This is a genomic window from Rhizobium sp. NFACC06-2 (assembly GCF_900101425.1).
GTDB lineage: Bacteria > Pseudomonadota > Alphaproteobacteria > Rhizobiales > Rhizobiaceae > Agrobacterium > Agrobacterium leguminum.
The window spans coordinates 95,938-112,654 of the sequence record NZ_FMVA01000013.1; the positions used below are offsets into that span (position 1 = coordinate 95,938).

The window sequence follows — 16,717 nt, forward strand, 5'->3', positions numbered from 1 at the left end:
TGATGAAGAGGTTTTCCAATGCCTATCCTGGAAGAATTCGAGACTGAATTTGATCCTGATACGGTGGATAAACCTCTCATCGTCGTTGGTGCAAAAAAAGCGGTTTCCTATTGGGAGAAGGGACAACACGCACACAACAAGGCCTCGCTTTTGCTGAACCTCAGAGGAATGGTGACTTGCGAAGCAGACGATGGTGTTTGGATCGTCCCTCCCCATGCTGCGCTGTGGATGCCCGCAGGAAAAGCTCATTCGGGGCGCTTGTCTGGTAACATCGAATGCTACGCGGTCTTCATCGAACCTGAATTGATCACCAGGCAGCCAAAGTCTTGCGCAACCCTTTCCGTTTCGCCTCTTTTGAGGGAACTGGTTCTTAAATGCGCGCAGTCGCCTGTCGATGCGCCGTTCTTCGACGCGGATTTTCGCATCCTGGCTGTCCTGTTGGATGAGTTGGATGCGGCACAGGAGGTCAAACTCTCGTTTCCGATGCCCAAGTCAGTCCCCCTTCAGCAGCTTGCAGACTTGCTTCTGAAACATCCAGGAGACAAGGCGACGCTCGCCCAATGGGCATCGAGGATAGGCTTGAGTGAACGCACCTTGAGCCGGTCACTGCTCGTTGAGACCGGGATGAGCTTTGGCCGGTGGCGACGCCAGTTGCATGTTGTCTTAGCACTTCAGCGACTGGGCGACGGCGAGATCGTTCAAAATGTCGCGATAGATCTTGGATATGAAAGTGCCAGCAGTTTCGTGACAATGTTTCGAAAGACGTTGGGAAAGCCGCCGGCCCGGTACTTGATGGACCAGACCTACAGCCTGGCCGAAGCGCGCCCGTCCTGAGATGGGCGCTTCCATCCCGTGCACCTGACACAAGGTGTTCCCCAAATCTCGAAACGAACATGGGCACTGGGTCAGGCGCGGCCCGCCAAGTGGTATCAACTCGTCCGCGCCCCTAATCCCGCGACGAAAGCCCGAAGTAATTGATGATCGTTTGTTTTTCCCAGACCTGAACACCCATTTCCATTTCAAACAGCTTTGATAGACAATCGGGAGTGAACACCTCTTCCGGGCGCCCATCGCAGAAGATGCGGCCATCCTTCATTGCGATGACACGATCTGAATGAGCCGCTGCGAAATTGATGTCGTGCAGGACTGTGACGATTGTCTTGCCGAGTTCGTCGGCGGCACGCCTCAACAGTTGCATGGTGATGGCGGCATGCTTGATATCCAGACTGTTCAAGGGCTCGTCGAGCAAGAGATAATCCGTGTCCTGGCAAAGAACCATGGCCAGAAAGACACGTTGCCTTTGACCGCCTGAGAGCTCGTCGACGAAGCGCACCTTGAGGCCGGCGATGCCGAGGTAGGCCAGGGCCTTGTCGACATGTTGGTGATCCGCTGGCGTCAGGTGTCCCCGCGAATAGGGATAGCGTCCGAAAGCCACCAAATCCGAAACCGTCAGCCGCACCGAAAAATGATTGTCCTGCCTGAGAATCGAGAGGAGCTTCGCCAGATGCCGGGCCGGTATAGAAACGATGCTCATTCCATCAATCGTGATGGCACCACTCGTTGGCGGTGTCAGCCCGCTGATGAGGGACAGGAGCGTTGATTTCCCCGCACCGTTAGGACCGATAATGGACGTCACTCCGCCACGCGGGATTCCAACGGACACGTTATCGACAACCACCGTCTCGCCGTAGCGCTTTGTGAGGCCTCGTGTCTCGATCAAGTTGCTCTCCGGGTGATGAGGAACAGAAAAACGATCCCGCCGAAAAATTCGATGAGGATGCTCAGGCTCGTTGTGAACGCAAACAGGCGTTCAAGTACGAACTGACCCGCGATCAGAGTGGTTGAAGCGATGAATACCGCCGCTGGCAAAATGAAAGCGTGGCGATGGGTGCCGGCGATCCGATAGGCGAGATGTGCGACAAGCAAGCCGAAAAACGTGACCGGCCCGACCAATGCCGTCGAGACAGACACCAGCACCGAGACCAGAAAAAGCGCTACCCTGACGGATCGGCTATACTCCATCCCAAGACTGATCGCAGTTTCACGGCCAAGGGCAAGGACGTCGAGATCGCTTCGCGTCCGCCAGCCAATCAGGGAGGCTAGACCGATCAGAATGGCCGATATTCCCAATAGATCGGCACGAACAAGATTGAAACTTGCAAACATGCGATCTTGCAGCACGGCGAACTCTCCGGGATCAATCACGCGCTGAATGAAATTGGAAACGCTGCGCAGGAGGATTCCAAACATCAGACCGGCCAGCGCGACGAATTGGAGATCCCGTTTTCCACCGCCCAACATCCATCGATAGATCAATACCGAAGCGCCGACCATGATCGCGGTCTGTAGAAGAAAGAGGATGTGCGGGTTCTTGCTGCTCATGGGCAGGTGGCCGAATCCGTAGGCCAAAACCGTCTGTATGAGTATGTAGAATGCGTCGAATCCCAGGATTGAGGGTGTCAGAATTCGATTTTCGGTTATCGTTTGAAACACGACCGTCGACGTCGCGATGGCATAGGCGACCAGTAGCAGTCCTGCCAGTTTTTGTGTTCTGAGACCTAGAGCATAGGACCAGTTCGGCCCTAGATCGACAGTGAGGAAAGCAAGGGCCGCCAGAAAGGCGATAGCCGCCAGGAAGATGAGGATCGCTATCGGTCTGCGGTTGTCGATCGATTCAGCCATATCGTGATGCCGCCCTTTTGAGGAGAAGCAGGAAGATGGCGCTTCCGAGTACACCGACGATTGATCCTAGGGGTATTTCGTAGGGCCTTACGATTGTCCGGCCCACGATGTCGCAACCGAGCACGAATACCGCGCCTAGTAACGCCGTCCAGGGGACCGCTCTCCTTACGTTATCGCCAATTATCGTGCTGACGACGTTCGGCACCACCAGTCCCACGAATGGCACCGCGCCGACCGTCGCCACGACGGATGCCGTCACAAGGGCGACAATGCCGAGGCCCACGACCAACGTCCGTTGATAGTCCACACCGAGATTGCTCGATATGTCCTGGCCAAGTCCGGCGAGAGTGAAGCGATCGGCAATCGCATAGGCAGCAACGGCAGCGACAAATGACACCCACAGCAATTCATAGCGACCGCGGAGCACCATTGAGAAATCCCCCGTCGACCATCCGACGAGTGATTGCAGAACGTCGAAGCGGTAAGCAATAAATGTGGCGCCTGCGTTGATCACACCGCCAAGCATCAAGCCAACCAATGGAACCAACAAGGGCGATCGCAAAGGCGCACGTTCCAGCACTGCAAGAAACAAAGCGGTCCCAAGTAATGCCGTCGCGACCGACACAAGCATTTTAAAGAAAACAGGCAGGCCGGGTGCAATGAGGGTTACGACGAGAAGGCCAAATATCGCCGATTCTATCGTTCCAGCCGTACCCGGTTCCACAAAGCGGTTCTGCGACAGCATCTGCATGATGGAGCCGGCGATCGCCATCGAGGCGCCGGCTAGAACAAGAGAAATCGTGCGGGGAACTCGGCTCGAGAAAAGGATCAATCTCGCCTTTTCGCTCTGCCCGAAGAACAGATCATGCGGCGACAACGTCACTGCGCCGACCGAGAGGCTGACGAGCACGAGCGCCGAGAGACCAAAGAGACCGATGACGAAATACTTCACTGCGATGCTGCCAGCGAAACTTGCCCTCACTGACCCCTGGACAGAGCTTTGGAAAGCTCGTCGGCCATCGCCTGCATCGCGATCAAACCGTCGCTAACAATGTACCAATTGACCGGATCGAGATAAACGACGTGACCCATTTTCCAGGCTTTCGTTTGCCTGATCAGTTCGTTGTCAACGACCTGCTTAGCCGAAGCACCAGCCTGCCCAATCGCGGCGTCGCGATCAATGACAAAAAGCCAATCGGGATCGGTCTCAAGTACGAATTCAGGTGAGACGATCTGGCCGTGAAAGCTGGTGTCGAGGTCCTTGACCGCCGGCTTTATGCCAAACGTATCATAGAGCATCCCAAACCATGTCCCGGGTCCCATAGCAGACATCTTGCCACCTGTCGTCATGACCAGCAGGCCGTTTCCTGTTGCGCGCGCCTTCTCTTTTACCGACTCGACGGACTGCCGTAGTTTCGTCACCCGTTCAGAAACCTCTTTCTGCTTGCCGAATATCTCTCCCAATTCTTCGGCATATTTGATTGTGCTTCCCAGCCGGTTCTTGAGGTCAGGAGTGAGATCGATCGTCGGAGCAATTCTGGATACTTCCCCGAACTTTGGGCTTGATCGACCGCCAACGATTATCAGATCGGGTGCCATCGCATTGAGGGCTTCATAGTCGGGTTCGAAGACGGATCCGACCTTAGGATACTTCTGACCATCGAATTTATGCAGATATGGAACAAAAATATCGCTCGGCACCCCCTGCACGTCAACACCGATAGCAGACAAGGTGTCGAGAGCCGAAACATCTAGTGTCGCAACGACGTTCGGTTCTTTCCTGACCTCGGTTTCACCCCTCGCATGGTGAACCATAACTCCGCCCGCATGGGCATTATCGAACGATGCACACAATGAAAACAGCGTAACGACGGCAGCGAGATAGAGAGTTCGTGACATGACTGTTCCTAGAGCCTGAGCCGAAACTGAGGACGGATGATGTCGATCGTTTGCGACCGATAAAGATGATATTGTATGTCATGTTTGCTTGATTTCTGCATATCGGCATCCGGACAAAATATATCGCGATCCGGCCAAATGGCTTTGATCGACAGGATTGCGTAATCCGGCCGTTTCCTGCTTGCGCTTCGAGCAGATGTCCCGGGTTTTTACCTATCCGGCTCTTCCGACAAGAGACGCTGAGCAAATCCCAAAGCCTCTTCTTCGGAACCGGCAATTAGCAACGGATAGCCCCAGAATTTTGCGAATGCCGCCGCAAACGCTTTCATAGCGAGACGTTTTGCGCCGCCAGGCTCAATGTGGACCATGCCTTTCACATAGGTCCGCAGACCCTGTTTGTGTTTTTTCATCCATAGAGAGACCTGCTTTTTTTCCTCCTGGGTGTGCTCGTGGTCGTCTTCCTCAGCGGTGAGACTGAGAAAAACAAACTTCTCCTTCCGTGCCAAAAGAGCTTCGAATCTTTCGAAATCTTCTTTGTGATCATGTTCTGGCTCTGCGTGATTATGTGTAAAATCGACCCAGACGTAGGGGAACTTAGAGGCGTCCATTTTCATGATTTTCTCCTTCGACCTTGCGTGATTGCTTTTTAGCCATTTGAGTTTCGGAGACGCAGGCTTGGTGACAGGTCAACGCTCACAGCTGACCGGGTCCTAATTCGGCATTGACCGAACTGTCGTGATTTTGGTGCAGCTTTTCGGCTGCGGGCTGACGCTCTCTCCAGGTGATCAGGCGATAGAACATTGGAATGAAGAACGTCGCGATGAAGGTCGCCGCAAGCATCCCACCAATGACGCCGGTTCCAATCGCGTGGCGGCTGGCGGATCCAGCCCCGCTGCTGATCGCAAGCGGCAACACACCGAGAATGAAGGCGAGCGACGTCATGACGATTGGGCGGAACCGGAGACGGGCACCCTCAAGTGCTGCTTCCGCAGCAGTGACACCCTCCCGACGCTTGAGCACCGCGAATTCAACAATCAGGATCGCGTTCTTCGCCGCCAGTCCGATCAGCGTTACCATGCCGATCTGGAAATAGATGTCATTTGTAAGGCCCCTCAGCATCGTCGCGAGAAGCGCTCCGAACAAAGCAAATGGAATTGCGGTGATGACAGCCAGGGGCAGGCTCCACCTTTCGTACTGCGCGGCCAGAATGAGAAACACCATGATGACACCGAAAATCATGGCGAGCGAGCCTGATCCGCTGGCCTCCAGTTCCTGATAAGCCGAGCCGGTCCATGCGATCTGGAATCCATCTCCGAGCGCCTCTCTGGATACCTCTTGCATGGCGCGGATCGCGTCACCGGACGTATAGCCGGGGGCCGGATCGCCCGTCACCTTGCCAGACGCGAAGGCGTTGAAGCGCTCCACCTGATCGGGGCCGATCGTCCGCGTAAGCGTTACGAGTGCGCTAAGGGGAACCATACTTCCTGAATCCGATCGCACGAAGACTTGTCTGATATCATCGGGCGACTCGCGGAAGGGAGCCTCCGACTGAAGGTTGACCTGATAGTTTCGGCCGAACAGAGTAAAGTCGTTGACGTAAAGGCTGCCGAAGGTAGCCTGCATCGCATCGAAGACTGAGTTGATCGGTACCCCGATCGCCTTGGCCTTCTCTCGATCCAATGTCGCCGTAAAGCGAGGAATATTCGTGTCGAAGCTTGTACGGACCGATGTCAGTTCCGGCCGTTTGGCAGCCAGTTCGACGATCTTTGACACTTGCTGGCCCAAAGCTTCGGTTCCCAACCCCGCCCGGTCTTGAATATAAGCCTCAAAACCACCCGTCGTTGACATGCCCATGATGGCTGGAGGGTTGAATGCCAGAACAACCGCATCCTTGATGCCGGCGTTCATCCCCATCATCGGTCCCGGCAAATTTCTCGCATCCAAGTCCGCGGTCTTACGCTCGTCCCAATCCTTCAGGTTGATGAAGGAAGTGCCGACATTAGATTTGAGGCTGCTCGAAAGAATGTCGAAGCCGGCAAACGCGAACACCTGGCTGATTGCCGGGTGCTCCGACAGGATTGTCGTCGATTGGTCCATTGCTTCTTTGGTCCGCGTCAGGGAGGCGGCGGGCGGCAGCATTGTGACAGTGAAGACTACGCCCTGATCTTCGTCCGGAACGAGTGAGCCCGGCAGGGTATAGAAAAGATAGCCGGTTGCTCCAAGCATACAACCGACGATGAGCAATCCGATCGTAAAGCGCTTGAGGAAGAACCGAACGCCAGCCGTATAGCCGCGCGTTAGTGCATCAAATCCGCGGTTGAAAATCCGGAAAGGCAAAAGCGGTTCGGTGTGGCCCGGCTTCAGCAAGAGGGCGCACAACGCGGGAGTAAGACTAAGCGCCACAATGCCAGACAGGATCACGGATATGGCAATCGTGACGGCAAACTGCTTGTACATTTCCCCGGCGAGCCCACCCATGAACGAGACCGGGATAAAAACGGCGCACAGCACCAGCACGATCGCGATGACGGGACCTGTCACCTCGCTCATGGCCTTGATGGCCGCTTCTCGCGGCGAGAGTTTTTCAACGCTCATCAGACGCTCGACATTCTCAAGCACGACGATTGCGTCGTCGACGACAATGCCGATGGCGAGTACGAGGCCGAAAAGGGTCAACAGATTGATCGAAAAGCCGAGGAGATAGATGCCCGTAAAGGTGCCGATGATCGAGATCGGCACAGCGATGACCGGAATGAGCGTCGCTCGCCAGTTTTGCAGGAACAGGAAAACAACAAACACCACCAACACGATCGCCTCGATAAACGTGTGGATCACCTCATCAATCGACACCTGGATGAAGCGTGTCGTGTCGTACGGAACGGCATATTGGATCCCGTCGGGGAAGGCGATTTTCAGTTCATCCATCCGGGCCTTGATTGCTGTCATCGTGTTCAGGGCATTGGCGCCGGGCTGCAGGTAGAGTGCGATCGGAACAGCGGGTGTACCATTCAACTGGCTATCGAGCGTGTAGCTCTTGGTACCGAGTTCCACACGCGCGACGTCCTTCAGACGCAGGGCAGCCCCGTCGTCACCGGAGCGCAGGATGATGTTCTCAAATGCCGCAGTGTCGGGAAGCCGTCCCTGGGTTGTGACGGTGTAGGTGAAGGACTGATCGTTTTGACTGGGCTGATCGCCGATTTTCCCCGCGGCAAACTGTGAGTTCTGCTCCCTGATGGCCGTGGCGACATCTGTCGGAGTAAGGTCGTATTGAGCAAGTTTATCGGGCCGCAGCCAGATACGCATGGAGTAATCGATGTCGCCAAGGATTTTTGCGTCACCGATCCCGGGAATGCGTTTAAGATCATCGACAATGTTGAGAAGCGCGTAGTTGCCAACAAACGCACGATTATATCGCGGGTTTGACGAATACATGGCGATGAAGCCAAGGATCGACGTGGACTGCTTCTCGACGGTCACTCCCAGCCGCTTAACGTCCTCCGGGAGCGAGGCGGTCGCACGCTGGACGCGATTGTTGACGTTGATCGTTGCCTGGTCTGGATCTGTCCCAAGGGCGAACGTGACGGTGAGCTGCATCGTCCCATCATCGGAATTGAACGACTGCATGTAGATCATGTTGTCGACGCCGTTGATCTGCTCCTCGATCGGAGCCGCAACTGTCTGTGCCAGCGTTTCGGCAGTTGCGCCCGGATAACTTGCCGTCACCACAACCTGTGGCGGCGTCAGTTCTGGATATTGCGCAATTGGGAGAAGACGCAGAGAAGCAAGGCCCGCAAGCACAAGCACAATGGAAATAACGGCGGCCAGAACGGGCCGGTCGATGAACAATCGCGATGTCATGATGATTCTCTCGTAGCCACCGTCCGTGTTGGATAGCGTGTTGATCCGCCGGATCCGTGGCAAAACGGCTCTTCCGGCGCATCCCGCGCACACGGGCGTTTGGCGCACTCTTTAAACTGGTCGTCGCGTCCGCCTTGGAACGCGCGACCTTCTCAATTTTTAGCCAGTTGGGTCGAGGCGTTCAGATTTTCTGTTACCTGAACAGGCGCTCCGGGCATCACCTTCATGATCCCTTCGGAAATTACCTTATCGCCGGCAGAAAGACCGGAGGTCACGAGCCACTCCTTTCCGATCTTCTGTCCAAGGGTGACTGGGCTGATTTTCGCCTTCCCTTCACCATCGATCGTATAGACGAATTGCCCCTGCGGTCCCTGCATCAGCGCCATGTCAGGAATCGTAATCGCGTTGTCCATCGAGACTCCCGTGATCCGCGCGCGGACAAACTGGCCTGGAAGCAACTTTCGGTCCGGGTTCGCCACAACTGCACGAGCCTGAAGCGTGCCGGTCATTTTATCGATCGTTGGCGAGGTGAAATCGACGATGCCCGTATGTTCATAATCGGAACCGTCGGCAAACGTGACGGCGACCTGAAGCTCAGGCTTATCCCCCTTCGCTGTCTTCGAGGATATCAGGCGTTGCACCTCGGCGGTTTCATTGTCGGAAAACGAAAAATTGACGTAGACGGGGTCGAGCTGCGTGATCTTTGTCAGCAATCCTGCATCGCCATCCGTGCCAATCAAACTTCCTTCAGATACCTGTTCCATGCTGGTCAGCCCGTCGACTGGCGCGACCACCGATGTATGATCCAGATTGAGCTGTCCGGCAGCAACCTGTGCGCGGGCGACCGCAACTGCCGCCTCTGCAAGCTCGCGCGCTGAAATAGCGTCATCACGAGACTTCTCGCTTCCGACGCTTTTCTCAAAAAGGTCGATGCTGCGCTTTTCTTCGCGCCGAGCCTGGCTAAGCTGAGCTTCCGCTTGCTTCAGTTGCGCATCGGCTTGCTCGAGTGCCACCTTGTATGGAGCGGGATCGATCGAAAACAGGGATTGCCCGGCTTTGACATAGGACCCCTCTGTGAAGTTACGCTTCAAAAGAATACCGCCCACCTGCGCGCGCACGTCAACATCACGCCTAGCCGCAATCCGTGCCGAGTATTGATAGGTCAAGGCAACGGATTTTTGCTTTAGTTCCACGATGCTCACAGCTGCAGGAGGCATCGCCGAAGCCTCCTGCGCGTCGGACGAATTGGAAAGAAGGGATGTAAGCGCAACGGCGTAAAAGAGCCTTTGCGCAAGATTAGGTACTTGAATGCTCATTCGACGGTCCAGCAGGTTTCAATGCCGCAGCGTGCGGTGGGACAAATGGGGGCTGGTGTTTGAGACTGGGGTCGGAGTCAAACACCAGCGCATCCAGATTTCCTATGGGGAAGAAAATCTGGACTTTGGTAGTCATAAATTATCGAGGATTGTTGTTGGCGTCATTACGCAATACGGTCAAAATATATCGCGATACCGCCAGCTTTTCATGCGCCAAGTGCTGCGGGTTAGGTACTCACTGCGCATTGCAGAAATGGGATCGTGGCGCATGCCGGGAGGCGCCTCAACTAAGCCGACCAGGCGCCGCGACACGCTCGTCTCTCGCGGATGCCAAAACAGTGTGGGCTCGTGAAGCGATACCTGAGAGGCCCGTCGCAATTTTCGCAATCACAATCGCGACGCAATCTCTTTTAGCTCGAAACGACTGGGATAGATGGATACTCCAGATTATCCAGGGGAACCTGGGTGTTGCGTGCCCGATGCCCCAGCTTAGCCCGTTCCGGCGCCCTCACTCGCCGGGCGGGCCAACGCGGCGAATTTCGCAAGAACCCCGCGAGTGTAACGGGGCTTTGGCTGTATCCAGTTGGCTCGGCGACGAGCGATCTCGTCCTCGCTAACGTTGAGTTGAAGAAGGCGCTGATGGGCATCAATGGTGATCTGATCACCTTCCTCGACAAAAGCAATCACGCCGCCCTCGAAAGCTTCAGGCGTCACATGTCCCACAACCATCCCCCATGTCCCACCAGAGAAGCGGCCATCAGTGATAAGTCCGACGCTTTCTCCGAGGCCGCGGCCGACAAGAGCGGAGGTGGGTGCGAGCATTTCCGGCATGCCTGGGCCTCCCTTCGGGCCCAAGTAGCGCAGGACAAGGATGTCGCCGGGGCGAATACGATCTGCCAGAATGGCCGCCATGGCAGTCTGCTCGTCCTCAAATACACGAGCCGGGCCCTCTATGACGGGCTTCTTGAGTCCGCTTATCTTTGCAACAGCACCACCTTCGGCAAGATTTCCCTTTAGGATCGCAAGATGACCTTCACTGTAGAGGGGTTTGCTGAGCGGACGGATCACTTCCTGATCGTGCCTTGGATCGTCGGGCAATTTGGCCAACTCCTCGGCCATGGTACGACCCGTGATTGTCAGACAGTCACCGTGAAGAAGGCCAGCATTCAAGAGAAGTTTGAGAACCTGCGGCACGCCTCCTGCAACGTGCAGGTCCGTCGCCATAAACCGTCCTGAGGGCTTGAGGTCGCAGATGACTGGAACTCTTTTGCGCACGCGCTCAAAGTCATCCAAGTGCCACTCGACCTCGGCAGCTTGCGCAATAGCCAGATAATGCAGCACAGCATTGGTGGAGCCACCTGTCGCCATGATCAAGGCCACCGCATTTTCAATCGACTGACGGGTGACGATGTCTCGTGGCTTCAAGCCTTTTTTGACAGCCTCGACGAGAGTGCGGGCGGACTGCGCAGCGCTGTCAAACTTCTCCTGGTCCGGATTTGCCATATTGGCCGAGTTGAGGAGAGACATGCCTAAGGCTTCGAAAGAGGAACTCATGGTGTTGGCTGTGTACATGCCGCCACATGACCCTGTCGTCGGACAGGCGTTGCGCTCAATCCCTTCGAAGTCTTCTTCTGTCATCCGTCCGGCCATGAAGGTACCGACTGCTTCAAATGCCGACACGATCGAGAGAGCTTGCCCCTTCCAGTGTCCTGGCTTGATCGTGCCGCCATAGACGTAGATGGCCGGGACATTGGCGCGCAGGATGCCAATCATGCCTCCCGGCATGTTTTTATCGCAGCCACCGAGGACAAGGACGCCGTCCATCCACTGACCTTGTACCGACGTTTCGACACAGTCCGCAATCACCTCCCGGGAGACCAGAGAATACTTCATGCCTTCCGTTCCCATCGACATACCATCGGAGATTGTCGGCGTGCCGAAGAGTTGTGGATTTGCGCCTGCCTCTTTTAGTGCCGCCGCAGCAGCGTCCGCCAAGGGTTGTAGGCCGGCATTGCAGGGCGTGATCGTGGAGTGACCATTGGCTATGCCAATCATCGGCTTCTCGAAATCTGCCTTTTCATAACCCAGCGCATAGTACATCGCTCGATTGGGTGAACGAGCTATTCCCTGAGTAATATTTCGCGACCGTTCGTTGTACGGCATCTTGGCCTCCCTTAGTGTTTTAGCTTGGTGATGATAGCGGCGACAAACTAAGGCGTGAAATATATTATTCGTTCTGCTATAGGTCGTTACACATATTAGTAGGAGCCTCGATTGGATCTCAGACAGCTCCAACAGTTTTTGGCAGTCGCCGACGAACTTCATTTCGGTCGTGCCGCAACTCGTCTCAACATGTCCCAGCCGCCCCTCAGTCAGGCGATCCAGGCCTTGGAGCGCGAGCTCGGGGCAAAACTTTTCGAACGAACCAAAAGAACGGTGAAGCTATCTTCCGTCGGGCGATTATGGCTGCCACACGCACGCCGTGCGGTGGAGCATGTTACATCTCTCCCTGCTTTGGCGGCGCGTCTTGCTCGTGGTGAAATTGGACATCTGCGGATCGCTTTCGTCAGCACGGCCGATTATAATCAATTGCCCGCTTTGATAAGCGGCTACCGAACTGCCTATCCGAATGTCGAACTTTCTCTGCGCGAGGCAACGAGCGACGTTCAGATCGAAGCAATCCTGCGGGATGAAATTGATATTGGGGTTGTGATTGGCCCGACAGACGCTGCGCTGCATCCCAGATTGCAATATGTCACGCTTTTGCGTGAAAAGCTGGTTGCGGCAGTACCTGATCAATGGATCTTGGAAGGACGCGATGGCTTCGGGAAAGAAACTGTTTGTCCCGAGGAAATTTTTGCGGCGCCACTTATACTTTTTCCACGGCGTTCAGCGCCTGCGTTTCACGATTTGATATCTGGATACTTCAATCGCCATGGTGCCAACTTCTCGGTTCATCAGGAAGCAATACAGATGCAGACCATCATCGGATTGGTCGCCGCGGGATTGGGAATTGCATTGGTCCCGGAATCCATGAGGAGCCTCGAACGGAAAGGGGCGCGTTACCTGGTCTTGGAGGGAGAAGTTCCTGAGGTAGAGACGGGCTTCCTATGGCGCAATGACAACACAAACCCGGCTCAACAGAACTTTGTAAGAATGGTGACGAACACCATCTATCATGGTTTAGATGCCCATCGTTTTGGTTGATCGCCGATTGCGGCTCTCGCAAACGAGGGAGGCCGACCTTTTAACCGAATTCCGCCAAACCACAATCACAGCCCGGCTGGGGATAGCGGTACGCGGGCCAAAGCTGGCCAGATCCATCGGTCATGCTCAAACTAGGAAGGCAACGGGTGTCCTGAAGCAATTCGAAGGTCCCGAAATCGCCTGATCCGGCAAGGTGAGCGGAAGGTACCAGACGCCGGGCGCGCAGGTTCTTAGGTTATGCTGTTGAACCCTTCGGAACCGCCGGCCCGGTGGTCGCTGGTCCTCGATTCAGGATCTACCCGTGTAAGCCTGGCCGGGATCACCACTTATAGCTCAATTGCGCGACGACGCTCCGGCGAGCGCCGTACTGGCAAAATAGCGTGCTCGCGCATTGACCGACATATGTCTTATCAAAAAGATTGGACGCATTGACGCTTAGATTCAAACCTTTGAGATCTGCATTTGCTACACCGAAATCGTATCGGATCGAAGCATCGAAAAGCGTGGTTGCTGGAAGCAGCATTTTGTTGGCGGCATCGCCGAAATGCGCATCGACGTAGCGGACGCCGGCCCCAAGGCCGAGTCCGCTCAAGGGGCCATCCTGAACGGTGTAATCGAGCCAGAGGTTAGCGATATTACGTGGAATCTGCGCGGGCTTGTTTCCCTTGTAGTCATTGCTCCTGGTCACCTCGCCATCCATGTAAGTGTAACTGGCGCGCAAGCTCAAACCATCAGTCAGGGCGGCGACCGCCTCGGCCTCAAAGCCCCTCACCCGCACCTCTCCGGTCTGAACGCTGAATGTGGGATGAAGCGGGTCTGTAGTCGCGACATTTTGTTGCGTGAGATCATAGGCGGAAAGCGTTACGGAGCTGTCATAGCCGGCCGGCTGATACTTGATCCCGACCTCGTATTGCTGACCCGTCGTCGGCTCGAACGGCGTTCCGCCGAAATCGCTCCCAGGCGTTGGCTCGAACGACGTCGAGTAGCTGACGTAAGGGGCAAGCCCGTTGTCGGCGAGATACACAGCGCCCGCCCGCCATGTGAATTTGCCGTCGTCCTGCGGAACGGTCGTGTTGGCCAGCCTGTTTTTCGTCGACGATTCCGCAAGATCGTAGCGGCCAGCCAGCGTGAATGCCCAGTTGTCGATACGCATCTGGTCTTGGACATAAAAGCCAGTCTGTTCCAGCGAAGAGTCTTCGCTGCGTGTAACCGGTGGCAGCAATGTCGGTGCGCCATAGACAGGACTCAGAATGTTAAGGCTCGTCGCCGCTGCTGTTCCGAACAGGAAATCGGACTGCACATTGCGATAATCGACCCCGATCAGGACCGTATGGTCGACCGGACCTGTCGAAAACTCCGCCTGCGCCTGATTATCGACCGAGAACGAGTCCAACTGCTGGTCGACAAAGGACCGCCGCCGCGCCATCGTGCTGCCGACAACCGCAGCGCCCGAATAGCTCACATAGCGGTAGTCAGCATCCTGCTGATCGTAGCGCAGGTTCTGTCTCACCGTCCAGACATCGCTAAAACGGTGCTCGAACTCGTATCCGATCGACTTTGAGGCGCGGATAAACCTGTCGAAGTCCGGTTCACCGGCATAGAAGCTTGTAGAAATGAAGCCATAGGATGCCCGCGTCAGTGTCCCGATCGGCGGCAGCACATTGACCTGATTGCCGAGATCCTCGCGAAGATAGCTGCCAAGGATGGTAAACCGGGTATCGGCATCAGGCTCCCACGTCAGCGAAGGCGCAAAGTATTGCCTGTTGTCCTTGCCGTAGTCGATCTGCGTGCCGCTGTCTCGTGCCAGCCCGACCAGACGATACTGAAATTCGCCGTCCTGATCGATAGGCCCACCAAGATCAAACGAGGTCTGCTTGCGATTATGGGTGCCGTAAGAGACGGTAACCTCATGAACGGGATCCTTTGTCGGCTTCTTGCTGACCAGATTGACGAGACCGCCGGGCGCGTTCTGCCCGTAGAGGACTGACGACGGCCCTTTCAGCACTTCAATCCGCTCCAAACCATAAGGTTCAGGGCGGCCGAGGCCGGCAAAGGTGCCTTCCGTCAGCTTGAGAGCGTTTAGGTACTGAGCAGCGTCAAACCCACGGATCAGCGTTTTATCGTATCGAAGATCGACGCCACCCCAATAGTCACCACGGACGCCAGACGTGTATTGGATCGCTTCGCCCACCGACTGCACATGGCGTGCTTCCATTTCCTTCTGTGTGACCACAGAAATCGCTTGAGGTGTTTCCTGCAAAGGCGTGGACGTCTTGGTGGCGGAGCGCGCGGTCTTGGCAAGGAACGTCCCGGAGTCGGAGCTTTCCCCGCGCAGGATGATCGGCGCGAGCACCGTCTCGCCCTCTTGCGCTTGTCCAGGATAGGCGGACGGCAATAGACCGGCGGTCACAATAAGAACGATCCGGGAGCCGGATGATAAAAGACGCCGATTTATCAACTTACAAATCCTAGAGCCTGCGTAATCGGAGCAAGTTGACCTGAGCGACAAGCTTGCTATACGAGCCATAGAAAAAGCAGATGTTTTGAGTCAAGTTCAGATCGCGCTGATCGTGAAAGAGCCGACATGAGTGACATTATGGCAATATCCCGGCGGGATTTTCTGGCGCAGGGCCTGATGGGCGCTACCCTGTCGCTCGCTATGCCTAGCCTTTTAAGGGCGCAGACGCCCGTTGTCGTCCGCGATTTGCTCGGCCGAGAGGTTCGCTTGGCTCAGCCGGCCCGCAGGGTCGTGCTCGGCCAAGGACGCTTTCTAAGCATGATCAGCATGGTGCATCCGGACCCGCTCGGATTGCTGGTGGGCTGGGCCGACGATCTGAACAGCACCTTCCCGAATGAGGCCAAAGCCTGGACGGATCGTTTCCCGGCCTTGAAGGCTCTCCCTATCATCGGCGCCCGTGTGGGCAGCGACTATGCGATCGAAAACCTCCTGATGCTTCAGCCGGATCTGGTGCTGATCAGCCGGTTTGCAGCCGGGCCAGTCAACGCGGATGGGAGCACTGCTTTTATCGATACATTAACGGGGTCGGGGCTGACTGTTGCCGTCATTGATTTCGCGCAGGATCCGCTAACCGACACGGTACCCAGCCTTCGGATACTGAGCCAACTCCTTGGCCAGCAGCCAAGGGGGGATGAAACGGTCGCTTTCTATCAGGAGACATTGAAGCGCATCGTGTCACCTTTCGCTGGCAGATCGGTAAACCCGGTGAATGTTCTTTTCCATAGCCACGCGGGCGTAATGCCCTGCTGCGCCAGCATTGGAAAAGGCAGCTTCGCCGATCTGGCGGAAATGGTCGGCGGTCACAGCATCGCCGGGGATGTGTTGAAGAAGGCGGTTGGGCCACTCAATCTCGAATACATTCTGACCCGCCAACCCGACGTCTATGTGGCGACGGGCGGGCTTCGTGGCGAGGGCGCCGGTGGCATCGTCATCGGTGCGAATGTCGACGAAGGCCGCGCCCGGGAGAGTTTGGCACGGATCGTGTCGGACGAAGGCCTGAGTCAGATGTCGGCGGTCCGCAACAAGCGCGTGTACGCACTTTGGCATGGCCTCAACGAGACACCATTGCACCTTGTCGCGCTGGAAGCTTTGGCAGGCTGGCTCAATCCCGACCTGAAGGGCGAATTCGATGCAGGACGAACACTGAGCGACTTCCGCAAGCGGTATCCGTTGTTGCCGCAGGATGGCGTGTACAGCGTCGCGCTGACCCCAGAGACTTAGATTTGAAAGCATTGTC

General features: G+C 55.9%; 12 protein-coding genes. 3 read left to right on the forward strand and 9 right to left on the reverse strand.

All coding sequences use genetic code 11. From position 1 onward, the window contains the following. Positions 1–18 precede the first annotated feature (18 nt). On the forward strand, positions 19–834 hold the full coding sequence (locus tag F3H58_RS20415; protein WP_149743535.1) for an AraC family transcriptional regulator: 816 nt from the start codon (positions 19–21) through the stop codon (positions 832–834). Positions 835–946: 112 nt separating this feature from the next. Here the strand turns inward: F3H58_RS20415 and F3H58_RS20420 are convergent, their stop codons facing one another. From F3H58_RS20420 to ilvD, 8 genes are all read right to left on the reverse strand, one after another. Then, positions 947–1,720 (reverse strand): iron ABC transporter ATP-binding protein, encoded by a 774-nt coding sequence (locus F3H58_RS20420; protein WP_149743536.1) that lies wholly within the window; start codon positions 1,718–1,720, stop codon positions 947–949. Beyond that, on the reverse strand, positions 1,717–2,682 hold the full coding sequence (locus F3H58_RS20425) for an iron chelate uptake ABC transporter family permease subunit (RefSeq protein ID WP_149743537.1): 966 nt from the start codon (positions 2,680–2,682) through the stop codon (positions 1,717–1,719). The genes F3H58_RS20420 and F3H58_RS20425 overlap by 4 nt, the downstream gene beginning before the upstream one ends. Then, on the reverse strand, positions 2,675–3,634 hold the full coding sequence (locus tag F3H58_RS20430; protein WP_149743538.1) for an ABC transporter permease: 960 nt from the start codon (positions 3,632–3,634) through the stop codon (positions 2,675–2,677). Before F3H58_RS20430 ends, F3H58_RS20425 begins: the two co-directional genes overlap by 8 nt. Positions 3,635–3,660: 26 nt before the next feature. Further along, entirely contained in the window at positions 3,661–4,581 is a 921-nt protein-coding gene (locus F3H58_RS20435; RefSeq protein ID WP_149743539.1) for a siderophore ABC transporter substrate-binding protein, read from the reverse strand. A gap of 209 nt (positions 4,582–4,790) precedes the next feature. Further along, positions 4,791–5,195, reverse strand: coding sequence for a hypothetical protein (locus F3H58_RS20440; RefSeq protein ID WP_149743540.1), 405 nt, complete (start codon positions 5,193–5,195; stop codon positions 4,791–4,793). Positions 5,196–5,274: 79 nt separating this feature from the next. Beyond that, positions 5,275–8,439 (reverse strand): efflux RND transporter permease subunit, encoded by a 3,165-nt coding sequence (locus F3H58_RS20445; protein ID WP_149743541.1) that lies wholly within the window; start codon positions 8,437–8,439, stop codon positions 5,275–5,277. Between the two features lie 152 nt (positions 8,440–8,591). After that, positions 8,592–9,755, reverse strand: a complete 1,164-nt coding sequence (locus F3H58_RS20450; protein WP_149743542.1) for an efflux RND transporter periplasmic adaptor subunit — start codon at positions 9,753–9,755, stop codon at positions 8,592–8,594. A 489-nt stretch (positions 9,756–10,244) separates the two neighbouring features. Next, positions 10,245–11,918 (reverse strand): dihydroxy-acid dehydratase, encoded by a 1,674-nt coding sequence (gene ilvD, locus F3H58_RS20455; RefSeq protein WP_149743543.1) that lies wholly within the window; start codon positions 11,916–11,918, stop codon positions 10,245–10,247. A gap of 111 nt (positions 11,919–12,029) precedes the next feature. Here ilvD and F3H58_RS20460 point away from each other — a divergent pair, with 111 nt between their 5' ends. Next, positions 12,030–12,962, forward strand: a complete 933-nt coding sequence (locus F3H58_RS20460) for a LysR family transcriptional regulator (RefSeq protein ID WP_149743544.1) — start codon at positions 12,030–12,032, stop codon at positions 12,960–12,962. A 319-nt stretch (positions 12,963–13,281) separates the two neighbouring features. Here the strand turns inward: F3H58_RS20460 and F3H58_RS20465 are convergent, their stop codons facing one another. Continuing rightward, entirely contained in the window at positions 13,282–15,372 is a 2,091-nt protein-coding gene (locus F3H58_RS20465) for a TonB-dependent siderophore receptor (RefSeq protein WP_188128999.1), read from the reverse strand. A 174-nt stretch (positions 15,373–15,546) separates the two neighbouring features. On the opposite strand from F3H58_RS20465, the gene F3H58_RS20470 reads away from it, so the two are divergent. Next, positions 15,547–16,701, forward strand: a complete 1,155-nt coding sequence (locus F3H58_RS20470) for an ABC transporter substrate-binding protein (protein WP_149743546.1) — start codon at positions 15,547–15,549, stop codon at positions 16,699–16,701. Positions 16,702–16,717: the final 16 nt, after the last annotated feature.

Excerpts from the sequence above, each read along its gene's own strand:
- F3H58_RS20435 (WP_149743539.1), bottom strand. The coding sequence starts at position 4,581 with ATGTCACGAACTCTCTATCTCGCTGCCGTCGTTACGCTGTTTTCATTG.
- F3H58_RS20450 (WP_149743542.1), bottom strand. The coding sequence starts at position 9,755 with ATGAGCATTCAAGTACCTAATCTTGCGCAAAGGCTCTTTTACGCCGTT.
- F3H58_RS20445 (WP_149743541.1), bottom strand. The coding sequence starts at position 8,439 with ATGACATCGCGATTGTTCATCGACCGGCCCGTTCTGGCCGCCGTTATT.
- F3H58_RS20440 (WP_149743540.1), bottom strand. The coding sequence starts at position 5,195 with ATGAAAATGGACGCCTCTAAGTTCCCCTACGTCTGGGTCGATTTTACA.
- F3H58_RS20425 (WP_149743537.1), bottom strand. The coding sequence starts at position 2,682 with ATGGCTGAATCGATCGACAACCGCAGACCGATAGCGATCCTCATCTTC.
- F3H58_RS20415 (WP_149743535.1), top strand. The coding sequence starts at position 19 with ATGCCTATCCTGGAAGAATTCGAGACTGAATTTGATCCTGATACGGTG.
- ilvD (WP_149743543.1), bottom strand. The coding sequence starts at position 11,918 with ATGCCGTACAACGAACGGTCGCGAAATATTACTCAGGGAATAGCTCGT.
- F3H58_RS20470 (WP_149743546.1), top strand. The coding sequence starts at position 15,547 with ATGAGTGACATTATGGCAATATCCCGGCGGGATTTTCTGGCGCAGGGC.